Here is a 16,413-nt window from a genome sequence, read left to right as displayed (position 1 = left end):
GAGGCGGCAAAGAAAACAAGAAAGGAGATGCCAGCATTGACCACAACATGACCGCTGAGACATAAACAAGGGTGGGTCAAATCTCGGTGAAAATACCGGGTCACTTCTCAACGGAAATCAACAATCTACAAACGCAGATGGCACTGCCCGGGAATTGCCGGACCGCGCTGAGACGCTACCGCACTCTTATTAAAGCACGATTTAAATTTCAGAGCGTTTGTGAAAGCGCTTGATACGAAGGATATACCCCTCCGGCGGGAGTATTTTAGGGAACATTGAAACGGGGAGTGGTTTTGCCAGTCCCCGTTTTTTGGTCTGGTGTTTGGTTCAGTTCAGGAGTTCGGCGGCCAGACCGACGATTGCCAGAACTTTACGGGTTTCAGGGTCCATGCGGTAGATTTGGTCCGCAACGAGGTAATAGGCCTGGTTCGGGTCAAGGCCGTAGGCCACGGGGTTGCTGATCCGCCGGTAGTTACGCTCGATCACGTCGCCACGGTGATAGACGTGGGAATGTCCGTGGTGTTTGCGCCATTCCTTATCGGCTTTCTCATAAGCCTTGTTGATCCTTTTATGGGCCTTTTCGTGCTCTTTGTAGGCTTTTTCGAGCTTTTTTTGCTGTTTGTGGTAATCGTCTTTTTTCGCTTCTGCGATTACGGGCATCAAAGCTACTGCGGCGGCGAGCAGGGTGGTTGTGGTTCTGCGCATGGGTCTTCCTTCCGGTTTTGCGTTCTATCAGGTGTAATACGCGCGGAAGCTACAGAAAGTTCGCAATCAATTCCTAAAGGGCGGAAGTCTGCCGAACCGCGCCCGTTGCGCAGGACGGCAGACCCGAGATGTGTTGGTTCTAAATTAGGCGCGGCCGCGTTTTTCAAAGCGGGGCAGCATGGCAGAGAAATCCTTGCCGTTGCCGTCCTCTTCTTCGACGAACTTCTGGTACAGCTCCATCGCGTGCTTGCCGAGGGGGGTGTCCGCATTGGAGGATTCTGCCGCCTGTTGGGAAAGCCGCAAGTCCTTGAGCATCAGTTCAGAGGCAAAGCCCGGACGATAGCCCCGATCCGCAGGGGAGTCCGGTCCGACACCTGGGGCAGGGCAATAGGCGTTCATGCTCCAGCTGTAGCCGGAAGATGTGGAAACAACATCGAACATTTTCTGACGGTCGAGGCCAAGTTTGTCGGCAAGGGCAAAGGCCTCGCAGGTGCCGATCATGGTGATGCCAAGGATCATGTTGTTGCAGATTTTCGCGGCTTGTCCGGCGCCGCTGTCGCCGCAATGCACGGCTTTCTGGCCCATAATGTCAAACAGGGGTTCGGCTTTCTCAAAAGCCTCGGCCGAGCCGCCGGCCATGAAAGTCAGCGTGCCGTCCGTTGCCCCGCCGACGCCGCCCGAAACTGGCGCGTCTACGGCAAGCAGGCCAAAGGCTGTGGCGGCCTCGGCTACCTGACGGGCGGAGTCTACATCCACTGTGGAACAGTCGATAAAGGCGGTGCCTTTGCCCATCACCTCGATGATTTCACTGGCAACATCGCTAAGGATCTTGCCGTTGGGCAGCATGGTGATCACCGCGTCCTTATCCTGTGCTGCCGCAGTGGCGCTGTCCGCTTTGCTTACGCCTGCGGGCATGTCTGCGCTTAGGTCAAAGCCGTGGACCTGATGGCCCGCCGCTGCAAGATTGGCTGCCATCGGGCCACCCATATTGCCCAGTCCGATAAATCCGATTTTCATTGCTTCCTCCTACAGCATTTCTTTGTTCAGCGGCTTGAGCATACGCTCCACATCCGCTTCCGTCACCGATTCCAGATCGGGGCGGGTCCAGACCGGTGTGTGTGACCGGTCGATGATTGTGCTTTTGATACCTTCGACAAAATCCCCGTGTTCGGCGGCGCGGAATGTGAACTGGAATTCCTCTTTTAGCGCCCGTTCTATTGTGTTTCCGGTGCGCACCCGCTGGACAATGATGGGGGTGCAGGATACGGAAATCGGGCTTTTCTTGCGCAGGGTTTTGATGGTGTTCCGGGCAAAATCCGAACCGTCCTGAGCGAGAGAGTCAAGAATATCGGTCACAGCCTCCCATGCGAAATGATGGTCGATTTCGGCCTGTTTCCCTTGCAGAGACGGGGAGGGCGCGGGGCGTGCGGCCCGCTCGATTGCGCCCACATCACCGGAACTGGCAAGTTTTTCAATAAGCGCGGGCCAGTCGTCGCGCGGGATGAAACTGTCGGCAAAGCCTGCGTATATGGCGTTGCCTGCGTCCATGCGCTCCCCGGTTGTTCCGAGATATTCGCCAAGCCGTCCCGGGGCGCGGGCAAGGATCAGGGAGCCGCCCACATCAGGCACAAGGCCGATGCCGCATTCGGGCATGGCGATCTGGCTGTTTTCACAGACGATCCGGTGGGAGCCGTGACAGGATACGCCAACACCGCCGCCCATGGTAAAGCCTTGCATGAAGGCGATATAGGGTTTGGGGTAGTTGAAGATTTTTTCATTCAGGCGGTATTCGTCGCGCCAGAACTGGCGGCCATAATCGTAATCGCCGGCACTGGCCGTGTCGTAGAGTTTCTGGATGTCACCACCGGCACAAAAGGCTTTGTCACCCTCTGCGTCGATGATCACCAGTGATACGTCGCTGTCGTCCCGCCAGTCGTCCAGCGCGGCTTCGATGTCCAGACACATCTGGTAGGTCAGCGCGTTCAGGGCCTTGGGACGCTGCAATGTGATGCGACCCGCGCAACCGTCTTTGCGAATATGTATATCCATCAGTCGCGCTCCGCCAGAAGGTGACGGGCGGTGATCAGGCGCATGATTTCATTGGTGCCTTCAAGGATCTGATGCACCCGCAGATCGCGGACCAGTTTCTCCATCCCGTAATCCGCCAGATAGCCGTAGCCGCCGTGCAGTTGCAGTGCGTCATTGGCGACTTGGAAGGCGGTGTCGGTGACAAACCGCTTGGCCATAGCGCAGTGTTTGGAGGCATCCGGTGCATTATTGTCGAGTTTCCATGCAGCCTGACGCAGGAACACACGGGCGGCCTGAAGTTCGATTTCCATATCCGCAAGTTTGAACTGCAGAGCCTGAAACTGGTCGATGGTCTTGCCGAAGGCCTTACGCTCTCCGGTGTAGTTCAATGCAGCCGTCAGCGCGGCCTGTGCGCCCCCGAGCGCCCCTGCGGAGATATTCAAACGTCCGCCGTCCAGACCGTTCATCGCATAGGCAAAGCCGCGACCTTCCTCACCGATCAGATTGTCCGCGGCGATTTTGCAATCGTCAAACTGGACTTCGCTGGTGGGTTGGGAGCGCCAGCCCATTTTATCCTCAAGCGCGCCAAAGGACAGACCTTCCGCGCCGTTTTCTACAACCACGGCGGAAATACCCTTGGGGCCATCCTCGCCAGTGCGACACATCACAATGTAGGCGTCAGAGTAGCCACCGCCGGAGATAAACGCCTTGGTGCCGTTCAGCGTGTAGCCTTCATTGGTGCGCAGGGCTTTGGTACGAAGGGCGCTGGCGTCAGAACCGGAACCCGGTTCGGTCAGGCAATAGGAAAACACTTTGTTGAGCGATGTCAGGTCGGGCAGCCATTTGGCTTTCTGCTCGGCTGTGCCGAATTTGTCGATCATGCCGCCGACCATATTGTGGATCGACAGGAACGACCCCACAGAGGGGCAGGCCATAGCGAGTGCTTCAAACACCAGCGTTGCATCGAGACGTGTCAAACCCGCGCCGCCGGAGTCTTCGGACACATAAAGCCCGCCAAAGCCGAGCTCACCGACCTCGCGCCAGAGGTCTTTGGGGATCGTGCCGTCTTTTTCCCATTGTTGGGCAAATGGGGCGATTTTTTCTTGCCCGAAGGCATAGGCCATATCAAAAATTGCTGTTTGTTCTTCGCTCAGTGCAAAATCCATGAAGGGCTCCGGTTTTTGGGGAATTGAACGTGCGTTAACTTTCAATTGTTACGAAAGTTTTGCAAGGGGAAAGAAACCGGATATTTCTTGAATTTCCTGACGTTATTTCGCCGCCAGACGCCGGCTCCCCCCGTGCGTTGCACAAAAAAGGGCGGGGAAAGACCCCGCCCGATTTCTGTCAGTTTACTCCATAGTCGGGATGGAGAAATCCGCCCCTTCCTTGGTGCCCGAAGGCCAGCGGGAGGTCACAGTTTTGGTGCGTGTATAGAATTTGAACGCATCGGGTCCGTGCTGGTTCAGGTCGCCAAAAGCGGATTTCTTCCAGCCGCCGAAGGTGTGATAGGCCAAAGGCACAGGGATTGGCACGTTCACGCCGACCATGCCGATGTTGATCCGGTTGGCAAAATCACGTGCTGTGTCACCGTCACGGGTGAAAATCGCGGTGCCGTTGCCGTATTCGTGATCCATCGCAATGCCAAGCGCCTCTTCATAGGATTGCGCCCGTACGGTGGACAGAACCGGACCGAAGATTTCCTTTTTGTAGATGTCCATATCTGTTGTGACATTGTCAAACAGGCAGGCGCCGACAAAGAAACCGTCCTCGTAGCCCTGCAGGCTGAAGTTGCGGCCATCAACCACCAGATCGGCCCCGTCTTTCACGCCGGTTTCCACCAGCCCGAGTATGTTCTCTTTCGCAGCAGCCGTGACAACCGGACCAAAATCCACATCGTCGCCCGCTGTATAAGGCCCGATTTTCAGGGCTTCGACCCGTGGGGCCAGTTTCTCAATCAGACGGTCGGCTGTTTCATCGCCAACAGGCACAGCTACGGAAATCGCCATGCAGCGTTCGCCGGCCGCGCCGTAACCGGCACCGATCAACGCATCAACCGCCTGATCCATGTCGGCATCCGGCATGATGACCATGTGGTTTTTCGCGCCGCCAAAGCACTGGACCCGCTTGCCGTTGGAACAGCCGCGACCGTAGATGTATTCGGCAATCGGGGTAGAGCCGACAAAGCCGACGGACTGGATCACGTCATTGTCAAGGATCGCATCAACCGCTTCCTTGTCGCCGTTCACCACCTGAATGATGCCTTTGGGCAGACCGGCTTCTTCCATCAGGGCGGCCAGCATCATCGGAACGGAAGGGTCACGCTCGGATGGTTTCAGGATAAAGGCGTTGCCACAGGCGATTGCAGGGGCAAACATCCACATCGGAATCATGGCAGGGAAGTTGAACGGGGTGATCCCCGCCGTAACGCCCAAAGGCTGTTTCATGGAGTACATGTCAATGCCCGGACCGGCCCCATCGGTGAATTCACCTTTCAGCAGTTGCGGCGCACCGATACAGTATTCCACAACTTCCAGACCACGGATCACATCGCCCTTGGCATCAGGGAAGGTTTTGCCGTGCTCGCGGGACAGGGTTTCGGCCAGTTTGTCCATGTCACGGTGCAGCAGGGAGACCATTTTCATCATCACACGGGCGCGAACCTGCGGGTTCTTGGCGGCCCAAGCCGGTTGCGCGGCTTTTGCGATTTCGACAGCTTTCGCCATCTCTTCGTTGCTGGCCAGTGCGACCTGCGCCTGCACTTCACCTGTGGCGGGGTTGTAAACATCCGCGGTGCGACCGCTGGTGCCTGCAACATGCTCGCCGTTGATGTAATGTCCGATCTGTTCCATATTCGATCTCCCGTGAGTGTGTGTAAACAGTTGCGCAGAGATTAACCCCGCAAAATTGCACGGTCTATAGGGTAATCTCCAAGATCGTTTTGCATTTTTGCAAAATGGTTCAGCCCGTGCTATCTCTGTCCCTGTGATGAAACATAGGTGGGGAAGCCGTGGCGAAAGAGACGAACTGGGATGATCTGAAGGTGTTCTTTCATGTGGCACAGGCCGAGAGCCTGACCGCCGGTGCCAAGGTTCTTCGCATGGACCCTGCAACCCTGTCCCGAAGAATTGCTCGACTTGAAGAAGGCATGGGCGCGCGGCTGTTTGCCAAAAGTCCGCAAGGCTACCACCTGACCGAACGGGGGCAGCGGCTGTTAACCCATGTTGAGCAGATGGAACTGGCCGTTCGATCTGCCCAGGGGGAGGTCGAGGATCAGGACGACACCCTGTCCGGTTCCATCCGCATCGGTGCGCCGGACGGGGCGGCGAATTTTCTGCTGCCACAGGTTTGCGCCGAGATTTGTGATGAAAATCCGGGGCTGGACATGCAGATCCTTGCCGTGCCCCGTGTGCTGAACCTGTCAAAGCGCGAGGCGGATATGGCGATTACAGTTTCCCCCCCAAAGGCGGGACGGTTGAGCGTGCAAAAGATTTCCGACTATACGCTGCATCTGGCTGCGACCAAGGACTATCTGGCCAGCCATCCGCCGATCAGGGATAAATCAGACCTCGGGAATCACCGGCTGATCGGCTATATCAACGACCTGATTTTTGACGATGAACTCGATTATATGGATGAAATGGGTGAAGCCATTCGTGCTCCGCTGACATCAAACAGTTTTTCGGTGCAGATGAACTGGGCGCGGCGCGGGGCAGGGGTTTGCATTGTCCATGATTTCGCCATCCCGACCTTTCCCGATGTGGAGCGTATCCTGACGGATCAAATCTCGCTGACCCGCTCGTTTTACCTTGTGCGCCACAGTGACGACCGCCGGGTGGAGCGGCTGAACCGTGTGGCCCAGCTTTTGACGGGAAAAATCCGGCAGGAAATCAGGCGTCTGCAAGCTGCTGCTTGACAGAACAAGCCTGCGCAACGCACGATAGAATCCTACAGTTTACAGGAGGTTGTGCCCATGTTGATCAAACAGATCCTTGCCGGAAAGTCTGCGGGAAAGATTGCGACTGTGAAACCCAAAGACAAGGTAAGCGAGGCGGCAAAACTGCTGTCCACCCACGGAATCGGGGCGCTGGTGGTCTCTGAAACCGGATCGGATGTGCTGGGAATCCTGTCAGAACGCGACATCGTGCGGGAGCTGGGCAAACGGGGCGGCAGTTGTATGTCAGATGTGGTCGGTGATCTGATGACCGCCGATATTATCACAACAACACCCGCCGAAACCGCCGAGAGCGTGTTGCAAACCATGACCGACAAACGCTTTCGCCACATGCCGGTGATGGAAGACAATGGGATGGTGGGGATCGTGTCCATCGGGGATATTGTCAGTGCCCGTCTTGCCGAAGTCAGTTCCGAAAAGAATGCCATGCAGGACATGATCATGGGGCGCTAGCCCCACAGACAAACCCGTCCAATGCCGGTCTTGCGAACTGGCCGCACGCCATTGGCAAAATTTTGTAACGCCACGTTTTACCTTGCATTTTTCAGAACCACAGATCATCCAATGTGGGATTAACGCGAAAAAAGGCCCGACCCATGCGCACAGGACTCTACCCCGGCACCTTCGATCCCGTCACCCACGGCCATCTGGATATTTTCAGGCGAGCCTGCTCTCTGGTAGATCGGCTTGTCATCGGTGTCGCCATTAACCGCGATAAGGGGCCTTTGTTCACGCTTGAAGAACGGGTTGCGATGGTAGAAGCCACCTGCGGGGATATTGCGCGGGAAAAGGGCATTGAAATCGTGGTGCATCCTTTTGAAAACCTGCTGATCCACTGCGCCCAAGAGGTAAACGCCTCGGTGATTATCCGCGGTTTGCGGGCGGTTTCGGATTTCGAATATGAATTTCAGATGGTGGGCATGAACCGCGCCATGAATGACGATATTGAAACCGTTTTCCTGATGGCAGAGGCGCAACACCAGTCGATTGCCTCCAAGTTGGTAAAGGAAATCGCCCGTCTTGGCGGGGATATTGACGGGTTTGTCACGCCGGACGTTGCCGCCGCCGTGCGCAAAAAATACGCGTGATCCTGCCAATTTAGGGGAGCGGGGACGAAAGCGCCCTTTCCCTTGGGATTTGCATCTATTAGGGTGCCGCAAAATCAAACTGCGGAGGCCCGAATGGCTGATTTCAAAGATCCCGAAAACGGTATCATCATCAAACTGAAAGACGGCGATGTAAAAATCGACCTGCTCCCTGATGTTGCACCCCAACACGTTGCCCGAATGAAAGAACTCGCTCGCAGCGGCCAGTATGACGGCGTTGTGTTCCACCGCGTGATCGATGGCTTCATGGCGCAAACAGGCGACGTGAAAAACGGCAATGCAAACAACGACTTCAACCTGCGCATGGCGGGGACCGGCGGTTCTGATCTGCCAAATGTTCCGGCTGAATTCTCCAAGGTACCACACGCACGCGGTTCTATCGGTGCTGCCCGCAGCCAGAACCCTGACAGCGCGAACTCCCAGTTCTTCATCAACTTCAGCGACAATGACTTTCTGAACGGTCAATACACTGTTTACGGTCAGGTCATTGAAGGCATGGAACATGTTGACGCGATCACACGGGGCGAGCCACCGGCGCAGCCTGATCAGATGATTTCGGTCAAAGTGGCGGCTGACGTATAATGCGGTTGTTCAAAACCCTTCTTGCAGCGGCCACAATTGCCGCTGCACCGCTGTTCGCGGCTGAGGACGAAAATGTGCTCGTCATCGAAGTCGCGGGTGAAACCAGCGGTACAGTTGAAATCGAGCTGCTGCCCGATGTGGCCCCGCGCCATGTAGAGCGGATCAAACGGCTGACCCGTGACGGACTTTATGATGACGTGGTGTTCCACCGCGTGATTCCCGACTTCATGGCCCAAACCGGCGATGTGGAACACGGCCAGCGCGAAGGCTTTAATCTGCGTTATGCAGGCATCGGCGGTTCGGCGTTTCCCGATCTTCCGGCAGAGTTTTCGGACATTGAATATGAAACTGGCGTTGTGGGCATGGCCCGTTCGCAGGACCCGAATTCTGCAAACTCGCAGTTTTTCATCATGTTCGCACCTGCACCTTTCCTGAACGGTCAGTATACTGTTGTTGGCAAGGTGCTTTCGGGGCAGGACGTGGTAGACAGCATCAAAAAAGGCGACCAGTCCGCCAATGGTGCTGTGGCAGAACCGGACTATATGAAGTCTGTTCAGATCAAAGCCGACATCGAATAAAACGTCGCGCCCCTGTAACCGGGGCGCGGACATCTTTTGCGGGCGGGGCGACCCCGCCGCATTGGTCCGGACGCGCGGATTGTCGCCCGTCGATCCAGAACTTCCACAGATTTTTAACGGGTTGTTAGAATGGCCCACAGGCCGGACATGCCGCCCTGTGTTAACAACAGGGCGACACTAATCCTGTCAGATTAGTCTTCGATCCGTGCCAGCGCGTGACGTTTCTTACCAGCCGAAAGCTTCACCGCAGTGCGCAGTTGATCCGCCGAGATGATCAACCCCGCATCTGTCAGGGCCTCATCGTTCAGCTTGGCACCGCCATCCGCGATCAGGCGCTTGGCTTCCTTGCCAGAACCGCTCAGACCGGATTTCACCAGCAGTTGCACTACCGAGATTCCATCCCCCACATCGCCCGCGCTGAATGTGACCGTTGGCAAATCATCCCCGACGCCGCCTTTTTCAAAGACCTCGCGGGCAGTGGCCTCGGCCGTGGCAGCCGCTTCTGGCCCGTGGGCCAGCGTGGTCACGGCATTGGCCAGAATCGCCTTCGCCTCGTTGATTTCACTGCCTTGAAGCGCACCAAGACGTTCACACTCGTCCAGCGGCATTTCGGTATAGAGCTTCAGGAACCGCCCCACATCCGCATCCGTGGTGTTGCGCCAGAACTGCCAGAATTCATAAGGAGAGCGCATCTGCGGGTTGAGCCAGATCGCCCCATCCGCAGTTTTGCCCATCTTCTTGCCATCCGACGTGGTCAGCAGCGGCGTTGTCAGTCCGTAAACCTCGTTCGAGATCACACGACGGGTCAGGTCGATCCCGTTCACAATGTTGCCCCACTGGTCCGAGCCACCCATTTGCAGCACGCAACCGTAGCGCCGGTTCAGCTCCATATAGTCGTAGGCTTGCAGGATCATGTAGTTGAACTCAAGGAACGACAGGCTCTGCTCCCGGTCAATCCGGCTTTTCACGCTTTCAAAAGACAGCATCCGGTTCACCGAGAAATGCCGCCCGATGTCGCGCAGGAATTCAAGGTAGTTCAACCCGTCCAGCCATTCTGCGTTGTTTAGCATCATCGCATCGGTGTCGCCGTCCCCGAAGGTCACGTAGGAGGAAAACACCTGCTTGATTCCCGCGATATTGGCGTCGATCTGATCATCCGTCAGCAGGGGGCGTTCATCTGCGCGGAACGACGGATCACCCACTTTGGTGGTGCCGCCGCCCATCAGAACAATCGGTTTGTTGCCGGTCTTTTGCAGCCAGCGGAACATCATGATCTGGATCAGACTGCCCACATGCAAGGATTTTGCAGTGGCGTCAAAGCCGATATAGGCTGGCACGATACCTTTGAGCAGGCGGTCGTCGAGCCCCTCCAGGTCTGTGCAGTCCTGTAAGAAGCCCCGGCTCTGCATCACGTGCAGAAACTCTGATTTGGGCTTGTAAGTCATCGGTCTTTGTCTTTCTTTGCTAGGAAATTGAGGGGTCACGTATAACGCGTAGCCATGGAAAGGAAAGACCATTGACAGATTTTAAACCGATCCGTGCGCTTGGCCTGATGTCGGGCACTTCCATGGATGGTGTGGACGGGGCGGTTCTGACTACGGACGGGGTAGAGATCCACGACTTCGGGGAGAGCGCCTTTCGCCCCTTCACCCCGTCAGAGGCTGAAACCCTGCGGGCAGCGCAGGGGTTATGGCCGGGTGAGAAGCCCGATGTATTGCAGGCGGCGCTAAAGGTGGTTCAGGCCGCCCATACGGATCTGGTGCTGGAGTTTGACACCATCGAGCTCGTAGGGTTTCACGGGCAGACGTTAAACCATGATCCCGACAATGGGCGCACATTCCAGCTTGGTGACGGGGCTGATCTGGCACAGCGTAGCGGCATCCCGACAGTTTGGGATTTTCGCAGCAACGATATGGTCATGGGCGGGCAGGGCGCACCGCTCGCGCCGTTTTTTCATTTTGCCTGTGCGAAATGGGCCGGACTTACCGCGCCCGCGGCGTTTCTCAATCTTGGCGGGGTGGGCAACGTCACGGTGGTTGATCCCTCCAAACCATCGCCTGAAACGACAGGCGCCCTGCTTGCCTTTGACACCGGCCCTGCAAACGCACCGTTGAACGATCTGATGACGGCGCGTCTGGGGCGGGATTTCGACGAAGACGGGGCGTTGGCCGCCGCTGGCGTGGTGGATGAAACAGTGCTCACCCGCGTTTTCCAACGGGCGTTCTTTGCCCAAAAACCGCCGAAGTCTCTGGACCGGCATGATTTTCACGATGTGCTAGACCTTGTGGACAGGTTGGGTGATGCGGATGCAGCGGCGACGCTCACGGCTTTGCCCGCCGCCTGTGTTGCTGCCAATCAGAGCCATCTGACCCTGCCACCGCAAAACTGGTACGTCTGCGGTGGCGGCGCATGCAATCCGGTCATGATGCAGGAACTGTCAAACCGCCTGAAAGGGCGGGTGTCCTCTATAGAAGAGCTCGGGCTTGACGGGGATATGCTCGAAGCACAGGCCTTCGCCTATCTTGCTGTGCGCAGCTATAGGGGCCTGCCGCTGTCCGCACCCGCCACAACCGGCTGCAAGGCACCAGCCATCGGCGGGCGGTACAGCCAACCCTGAAGCTGCATCTCTTTTTGGGAAAAATATCCCCCGAGCGGAGCGGGGCATCCTAAAGCCGCAAGGCAGCGGCTTTAGGGAAATCACTAGATGACACGCGGTTTAACGGCTGGTTTCCGTCAAGCGGCGGCGCACATAGCCGTCAACCGTGTCAATCATCGTATCCATGTGGTCATTCTCAAAGAAGTGACCGGCACCTTCCAGAACCTCGTGGGTGATGGTGATGCCTTTCTGTTCGTGCAGTTTCTCCACCAGATCCACCGTGTCTGCAGGCGGTGCCACACGATCGCCTGATCCGTTGATGATCAGACCGGAGGCCGGACAAGGGGCGAGGAACGAGAAATCATACATATTCGCAGGGGGCGACACGCTGATAAACCCCGAAATTTCCGGACGCCGCATCAGCAGTTGCATGCCGATCCATGCGCCAAAGGAGAAACCTGCGACCCAGCAATGTTTCGCGTTGGGGTTCATCGCTTGCAGGTAATCAAGTGCCGAGGCCGCATCGGACAGTTCACCGACGCCCTGATCATATTCGCCCTGGCTTTTGCCAACACCGCGAAAGTTAAAGCGCAGAACAGTAAAGCCCATTTTGTGGAACGCATAATGCAGGTTATAAACAACCTTGTTGTTCATCGTTCCGCCGAACTGGGGGTGCGGGTGCAGGATGATCGCAATCGGCGCATCTTTTTGCTTTTGCGGATGGTAGCGGCCTTCCAAGCGACCGTCAGGTCCGGGAAAAATTACTTCAGGCATAGGTGCAAACAGGCTCCGTTAGGGCAGGATTTTCCGTCTTTTGGTACAGTCTTCTACCAGTCAGAGACATGGTTGACTATTCCTCTCGGAAAACCTAGAACAATTCTAAATTGGGCGCGGTGGCCGCACTCCAAGCTGAACAGGAGTTAAGGCCTCATACCCCGCGCGTCAACACTTGCTATGGTGGAACGGCTGTGAAACTCAGTACAAAAGGCAGATATGCCCTGATTGCCCTGGTTGATCTGGCGCTGGAATCAAAGGGCGGGCTTGTTTCGCTTGGCGAGATCGCAGCCCGTCAGGATATTTCTCTGGCCTATCTGGAGCAGCTCTTCGTTAAACTGCGCCGCGCGGGAATCGTTGAGAGCGTACGCGGGCCGGGGGGCGGCTATCGCTTGGCCGAATCTGCTGATGCGATCCGCGTGACATTGATCCTTGAAGCGGTCGATGAATCGATGGACGCGCTCAGCAAGGGCGCAGGGGCATCCGGTGCGTCTTCGGGGTCGCGGGCCCAGAGTCTGTCCAACCGCTTTTGGGAAAGCCTGTCGGCCCATGTCTATGTCTTTCTGCATCAGGCCCGCCTGAGCGACATCATCACCAACCAGATGGCGCCCTGTCCCGCGGTGCCCTCCTTGTTCCAACTTGTCGATGAAAAGCTGGTGGAAGAAACTCCGGTGGGTGAAAAATGAACCGGACCTATCTGGATTGGAACGCAACCGCCCCCCTTCGTGATGAGGCGCGGGATGCGATAATTGCGGCGATGGATGCCATCGGCAACCCGTCGAGCGTTCACGCCGAAGGCCGCAAGGCGCTGGCTATTGTCGAACGTGCTCGGGTGCAGATCAAAGCGGCTTTCGGGGTCGGCTCGGGCGATGTGGTGTTCACATCCGGCGCCACCGAAGGCGCTGGTCTGGTGCTGAACCGTGGCGGTGTGGCCTGCGGGGCAACCGAACACGATGCCGTTCACGCGTGGTGCGACCCTGACCTACCAGTGGATGCAGACGGCGCTGTGCAGGTCACATCGCCCGAAACTTCGGCGCTGCAAGCTGCCAACAGTGAGACCGGCATCTTGCAAAGCGGATTTGAATCCATAGCTCTGTGTGATGCGGTGCAGGCCTTTGGCAAGGTTCCTTTAGCCTTTGAATGGTCCGGTGCCAAGGCTGCCCTGTTGTCGGCCCATAAGATCGGCGGTCCCAAAGGGATTGGCGCGGTTGTTTTGCAACAGGGCCACGATGTCCCGACACTGGTGAAAGGTGGCGGGCAGGAACAGGGGCGGCGGTCGGGAACCGAGAATGTGATCGGTATCGCCGGATTTGGAGCGGCGGCCGAAGCCGCGCAACGGGACCTTGATCGGGGCCTGTGGCAAGAGGTCCAGACCCTGCGCGATGCGCTGGAGGCCCGGATTGCCGAAGACGCGCCGGAGGCCGTAATCATCGGGCAGGAGACCAGTCGTCTGCCCAATACCAGTTGCATCGCCGTTCCGGGTTGGAAGGGCGAAACGCAGGTCATGCAGATGGATCTGGCCGGATATGCCATTTCGGCAGGGTCGGCCTGTTCCAGTGGCAAGGTAAAGCAAAGTCGGGTGTTGAAGGCCATGGGCTTTGACGATACGACCGCAGGTTCTGCGATCAGGGTCAGCTTTGGCCCCGCCACCACCCGCGACGAAGTGATGGGGTTTGCCGATGCTTGGCTGGCCCGATACAGGAAATTCATAGCCCGCGCAGCCTAGCGGCGGGCAAAAACAATGAGGACAGCAACATGGCTGCTTTAGACGACGTACAAGTCAAAGAAGGTGTCGATCAGGAAACCGTCGAGGCGGTTCAATCCGTGGGTGGAAAGTACAAATACGGTTTTGAAACCGACATCGAGATGGAATACGCCCCGAAAGGGTTGAACGAAGACATCGTGCGCCTGATCTCGGAAAAGAACAACGAACCGGAATGGATGCTGGAATGGCGTCTGACTGCCTATCGTCGCTGGTTGCAGATGGAAGAACCGGAATGGGCGATGGTGGATTACCCGAAAATTGATTTTCAGGACCAGTATTACTATGCCCGTCCGAAATCCATGATCGAGAAACCGAAATCCCTCGATGAGGTAGACCCCAAGCTGTTGGAAACCTACAAGAAACTGGGTATCCCGCTGAAGGAACAGGCGTTGCTGGCGGGTGTGGAAGCCCCCGAAGGCGATCGCCGCGTTGCGGTGGATGCGGTGTTTGACAGTGTGTCTGTGGGCACAACCTTTAAGGATGAACTGGCCAAAGCCGGTGTGATCTTCTGTTCGATTTCCGAGGCTATTCAGGATCACCCCGAACTGGTTAGGAAATACCTCGGGACTGTGGTGCCGCAGTCGGACAACTACTATGCGACGCTGAACTCTGCCGTGTTTTCCGACGGATCGTTCGTCTACATCCCTGAAGGCACCAAATGTCCGATGGAACTGTCCACCTATTTCCGCATCAACGCAGAAAACACCGGCCAGTTTGAACGCACGCTGATCGTCGCGGAAAAAGGGTCCTATGTATCCTACCTCGAAGGCTGTACGGCGCCCCAACGGGACATCGCCCAGTTGCACGCGGCTGTGGTGGAACTGGTGGCTCTGGACGATGCAGAAATCAAATACTCCACCGTTCAGAACTGGTTCCCCGGTGATGAAGAAGGCAAGGGCGGCATCTATAACTTTGTGACCAAACGGGCCGATTGCCGTGGCGACCGTTCCAAAGTGATGTGGACACAGGTTGAAACCGGCTCTGCGGTGACGTGGAAATACCCGTCTTGCATCCTGCGCGGCGACGACAGTCAGGGAGAGTTCTACTCCATCGCCATCGCAAACAACATGCAGCAGGCCGATACCGGAACAAAGATGATCCATCTGGGTAAAAACACCAAGAGCCGGATCGTGTCCAAAGGCATCAGCGCGGGCAAGGCGCAGAACACCTATCGTGGTCTGGTCTCTATGCACCCTAAAGCCCAGAATGCGCGGAACTACACCCAATGTGACAGCTTGCTGATCGGGGATAAATGTGGTGCGCATACAGTGCCTTACATCGAAGTCAAGAACAACTCCGCACGGGTTGAACACGAAGCGACCACGTCCAAAGTGGACGACGATCAACTGTTCTACTGCCGTCAGCGGGGCATGGATGAAGAAGAAGCTGTGGCGCTGGTGGTGAACGGGTTCTGTAAGGACGTGTTGCAGGCGCTGCCGATGGAATTTGCAATGGAAGCACAGGCGCTGGTTGCCATTTCTCTGGAAGGATCGGTGGGCTGATCCAGCCCGCCGGACACTCGAAATTCGCCGCACCTGCGGGGCGGCACTGCTATAATCAAGGATAATAAAATGTTGGAAATCAAAAACCTGCACGTCGAACTTGAAGATGAGGACAAGCAAATCCTCAAAGGGGTGAACCTGACTGTGGAATCCGGTAAGGTCCATGCGATCATGGGGCCGAACGGTTCAGGTAAATCCACGCTGTCTTATGTTCTTTCCGGTAAGGACGGGTACGAGGTAACAGACGGTTCTGCAGAACTGGAAGGCACAGATATTCTGGATATGGAACCCGAAGAACGCGCGGCAGCCGGTCTGTTTCTGGCGTTCCAATATCCGGTTGAAATTCCCGGTGTAGGGAACATGACCTTCCTGCGCACCGCCGTGAACGCACAGCGCAAGGCCCGTGGCGAGGAAGAGCTGAGCGCGGCCGAGTTCCTGAAAGTAGTGCGCGAAAAGGCGAAGTCCCTGAAAATCGACGCCGATATGCTGAAACGCCCTGTGAACGTCGGTTTCTCCGGTGGCGAGAAAAAGCGCAACGAGATACTGCAAATGGCGATGCTGGAACCGAAAATGTGTATCCTCGACGAGACTGACTCCGGTCTTGATGTGGATGCGATGAAGCTGGTGGCCGATGGCGTGAATGCCCTGCGGGACGCAGGCCGCTCCTTCCTTGTGATCACCCACTACCAACGTCTGCTGGACCACATCAAACCGGATGTGGTGCACATTATGGCTGACGGCAAAATCGTGAAAACCGGCGGGCCGGAGCTGGCTCTGGAAGTTGAAAACAACGGCTACACCGATATTCTGGCAGAGGTGGCGTAA

The 16,413-nt window shown here is 56.7% G+C and carries 17 protein-coding genes; 10 read left to right on the top strand and 7 right to left on the bottom strand.

Annotation, left to right across the window (positions count from 1 at the left end; translation table 11 throughout):
* Nucleotides 1–327 precede the first annotated feature (327 nt).
* From BFV97_RS17435 to BFV97_RS17415, 5 genes are all read right to left on the bottom strand, one after another.
* Entirely contained in the window at nucleotides 328–705 is a 378-nt protein-coding gene (locus tag BFV97_RS17435; RefSeq protein ID WP_069301662.1) for a hypothetical protein, read from the bottom strand.
* Between the two features lie 144 nt (nucleotides 706–849).
* Entirely contained in the window at nucleotides 850–1,722 is an 873-nt protein-coding gene (gene mmsB / locus BFV97_RS17430; protein ID WP_069301661.1) for a 3-hydroxyisobutyrate dehydrogenase, read from the bottom strand.
* A gap of 9 nt (nucleotides 1,723–1,731) precedes the next feature.
* Nucleotides 1,732–2,757: an enoyl-CoA hydratase/isomerase family protein gene (locus BFV97_RS17425; protein ID WP_069301660.1), complete on the bottom strand. Its 1,026-nt coding sequence runs from the start codon at nucleotides 2,755–2,757 to the stop codon at nucleotides 1,732–1,734.
* A complete protein-coding gene (locus BFV97_RS17420) occupies nucleotides 2,754–3,899 on the bottom strand; it encodes an acyl-CoA dehydrogenase family protein (RefSeq protein WP_069301659.1) in 1,146 nt (381 codons plus the stop codon). Before BFV97_RS17420 ends, BFV97_RS17425 begins: the two co-directional genes overlap by 4 nt.
* Nucleotides 3,900–4,082: 183 nt before the next feature.
* The gene (locus BFV97_RS17415; RefSeq protein WP_069301658.1) at nucleotides 4,083–5,582 is read right to left on the bottom strand and encodes a CoA-acylating methylmalonate-semialdehyde dehydrogenase; all 1,500 of its coding nucleotides are present in this window, start codon (nucleotides 5,580–5,582) and stop codon (nucleotides 4,083–4,085) included.
* Nucleotides 5,583–5,740: 158 nt separating this feature from the next.
* Here BFV97_RS17415 and BFV97_RS17410 point away from each other — a divergent pair, with 158 nt between their 5' ends.
* From BFV97_RS17410 to BFV97_RS17390, 5 genes are all read left to right on the top strand, one after another.
* A complete protein-coding gene (locus tag BFV97_RS17410) occupies nucleotides 5,741–6,646 on the top strand; it encodes a LysR family transcriptional regulator (protein ID WP_069301657.1) in 906 nt (301 codons plus the stop codon).
* A gap of 57 nt (nucleotides 6,647–6,703) precedes the next feature.
* Nucleotides 6,704–7,138 carry a CBS domain-containing protein gene (locus BFV97_RS17405; RefSeq protein WP_069301656.1) on the top strand — a complete coding sequence of 145 codons (435 nt, stop codon included), beginning with the start codon at nucleotides 6,704–6,706 and terminating at the stop codon, nucleotides 7,136–7,138.
* A 143-nt stretch (nucleotides 7,139–7,281) separates the two neighbouring features.
* Nucleotides 7,282–7,773 (top strand): pantetheine-phosphate adenylyltransferase, encoded by a 492-nt coding sequence (coaD, locus tag BFV97_RS17400; protein WP_069301655.1) that lies wholly within the window; start codon nucleotides 7,282–7,284, stop codon nucleotides 7,771–7,773.
* A gap of 93 nt (nucleotides 7,774–7,866) precedes the next feature.
* On the top strand, nucleotides 7,867–8,373 hold the full coding sequence (locus BFV97_RS17395; protein ID WP_069301654.1) for a peptidylprolyl isomerase: 507 nt from the start codon (nucleotides 7,867–7,869) through the stop codon (nucleotides 8,371–8,373).
* Nucleotides 8,373–8,951 carry a peptidylprolyl isomerase gene (locus BFV97_RS17390; protein WP_069301653.1) on the top strand — a complete coding sequence of 193 codons (579 nt, stop codon included), beginning with the start codon at nucleotides 8,373–8,375 and terminating at the stop codon, nucleotides 8,949–8,951. Before BFV97_RS17395 ends, BFV97_RS17390 begins: the two co-directional genes overlap by 1 nt.
* A gap of 191 nt (nucleotides 8,952–9,142) precedes the next feature.
* On the opposite strand, the gene tyrS is transcribed toward BFV97_RS17390, so the two are convergent.
* Nucleotides 9,143–10,396 (bottom strand): tyrosine--tRNA ligase, encoded by a 1,254-nt coding sequence (gene tyrS, locus BFV97_RS17385; protein WP_069301652.1) that lies wholly within the window; start codon nucleotides 10,394–10,396, stop codon nucleotides 9,143–9,145.
* Between the two features lie 71 nt (nucleotides 10,397–10,467).
* Here tyrS and BFV97_RS17380 point away from each other — a divergent pair, with 71 nt between their 5' ends.
* A complete protein-coding gene (locus tag BFV97_RS17380; protein WP_281200964.1) occupies nucleotides 10,468–11,568 on the top strand; it encodes an anhydro-N-acetylmuramic acid kinase in 1,101 nt (366 codons plus the stop codon).
* 99 nt (nucleotides 11,569–11,667) lie between these two features.
* Here the strand turns inward: BFV97_RS17380 and BFV97_RS17375 are convergent, their stop codons facing one another.
* Nucleotides 11,668–12,321 (bottom strand): alpha/beta hydrolase, encoded by a 654-nt coding sequence (locus BFV97_RS17375; protein ID WP_069301651.1) that lies wholly within the window; start codon nucleotides 12,319–12,321, stop codon nucleotides 11,668–11,670.
* A 194-nt stretch (nucleotides 12,322–12,515) separates the two neighbouring features.
* Here BFV97_RS17375 and iscR point away from each other — a divergent pair, with 194 nt between their 5' ends.
* The 4 genes from iscR to sufC all read left to right on the top strand — a co-directional run bounded on the left by iscR (nucleotide 12,516) and on the right by sufC (nucleotide 16,413).
* A complete protein-coding gene (gene iscR, locus BFV97_RS17370; protein WP_069301650.1) occupies nucleotides 12,516–13,007 on the top strand; it encodes a Fe-S cluster assembly transcriptional regulator IscR in 492 nt (163 codons plus the stop codon).
* Complete coding sequence (locus BFV97_RS17365) at nucleotides 13,004–14,047, top strand: cysteine desulfurase family protein (protein ID WP_069301649.1); 1,044 nt, start codon at nucleotides 13,004–13,006, stop codon at nucleotides 14,045–14,047. Before iscR ends, BFV97_RS17365 begins: the two co-directional genes overlap by 4 nt.
* Before the next feature lie 29 nt (nucleotides 14,048–14,076).
* A complete protein-coding gene (gene sufB / locus BFV97_RS17360) occupies nucleotides 14,077–15,588 on the top strand; it encodes a Fe-S cluster assembly protein SufB (RefSeq protein ID WP_069301648.1) in 1,512 nt (503 codons plus the stop codon).
* Between the two features lie 69 nt (nucleotides 15,589–15,657).
* Nucleotides 15,658–16,413, top strand: a complete 756-nt coding sequence (sufC, locus tag BFV97_RS17355; protein ID WP_069301647.1) for a Fe-S cluster assembly ATPase SufC — start codon at nucleotides 15,658–15,660, stop codon at nucleotides 16,411–16,413.

Origin of the sequence: Neptunicoccus sediminis, from assembly GCF_001719615.1 — a bacterium.
Lineage (GTDB): Bacteria > Pseudomonadota > Alphaproteobacteria > Rhodobacterales > Rhodobacteraceae > Amylibacter > Amylibacter sediminis.
Note: the sequence above shows the minus strand (reverse complement) of the source record. Positions and strands in the feature narration are given on the sequence as shown.

What these genes read in the sequence shown, in the direction of transcription:
- BFV97_RS17435 (WP_069301662.1), bottom strand. Translation starts at nt 705, where the DNA reads ATGCGCAGAACCACAACCACCCTGCTCGCCGCCGCAGTAGCTTTGATG.
- mmsB (WP_069301661.1), bottom strand. Translation starts at nt 1,722, where the DNA reads ATGAAAATCGGATTTATCGGACTGGGCAATATGGGTGGCCCGATGGCA.
- BFV97_RS17420 (WP_069301659.1), bottom strand. Translation starts at nt 3,899, where the DNA reads ATGGATTTTGCACTGAGCGAAGAACAAACAGCAATTTTTGATATGGCC.
- BFV97_RS17415 (WP_069301658.1), bottom strand. Translation starts at nt 5,582, where the DNA reads ATGGAACAGATCGGACATTACATCAACGGCGAGCATGTTGCAGGCACC.
- BFV97_RS17405 (WP_069301656.1), top strand. Translation starts at nt 6,704, where the DNA reads ATGTTGATCAAACAGATCCTTGCCGGAAAGTCTGCGGGAAAGATTGCG.
- coaD (WP_069301655.1), top strand. Translation starts at nt 7,282, where the DNA reads ATGCGCACAGGACTCTACCCCGGCACCTTCGATCCCGTCACCCACGGC.
- BFV97_RS17395 (WP_069301654.1), top strand. Translation starts at nt 7,867, where the DNA reads ATGGCTGATTTCAAAGATCCCGAAAACGGTATCATCATCAAACTGAAA.
- BFV97_RS17390 (WP_069301653.1), top strand. Translation starts at nt 8,373, where the DNA reads ATGCGGTTGTTCAAAACCCTTCTTGCAGCGGCCACAATTGCCGCTGCA.
- tyrS (WP_069301652.1), bottom strand. Translation starts at nt 10,396, where the DNA reads ATGACTTACAAGCCCAAATCAGAGTTTCTGCACGTGATGCAGAGCCGG.
- BFV97_RS17375 (WP_069301651.1), bottom strand. Translation starts at nt 12,321, where the DNA reads ATGCCTGAAGTAATTTTTCCCGGACCTGACGGTCGCTTGGAAGGCCGC.
- BFV97_RS17365 (WP_069301649.1), top strand. Translation starts at nt 13,004, where the DNA reads ATGAACCGGACCTATCTGGATTGGAACGCAACCGCCCCCCTTCGTGAT.
- sufB (WP_069301648.1), top strand. Translation starts at nt 14,077, where the DNA reads ATGGCTGCTTTAGACGACGTACAAGTCAAAGAAGGTGTCGATCAGGAA.
- sufC (WP_069301647.1), top strand. Translation starts at nt 15,658, where the DNA reads ATGTTGGAAATCAAAAACCTGCACGTCGAACTTGAAGATGAGGACAAG.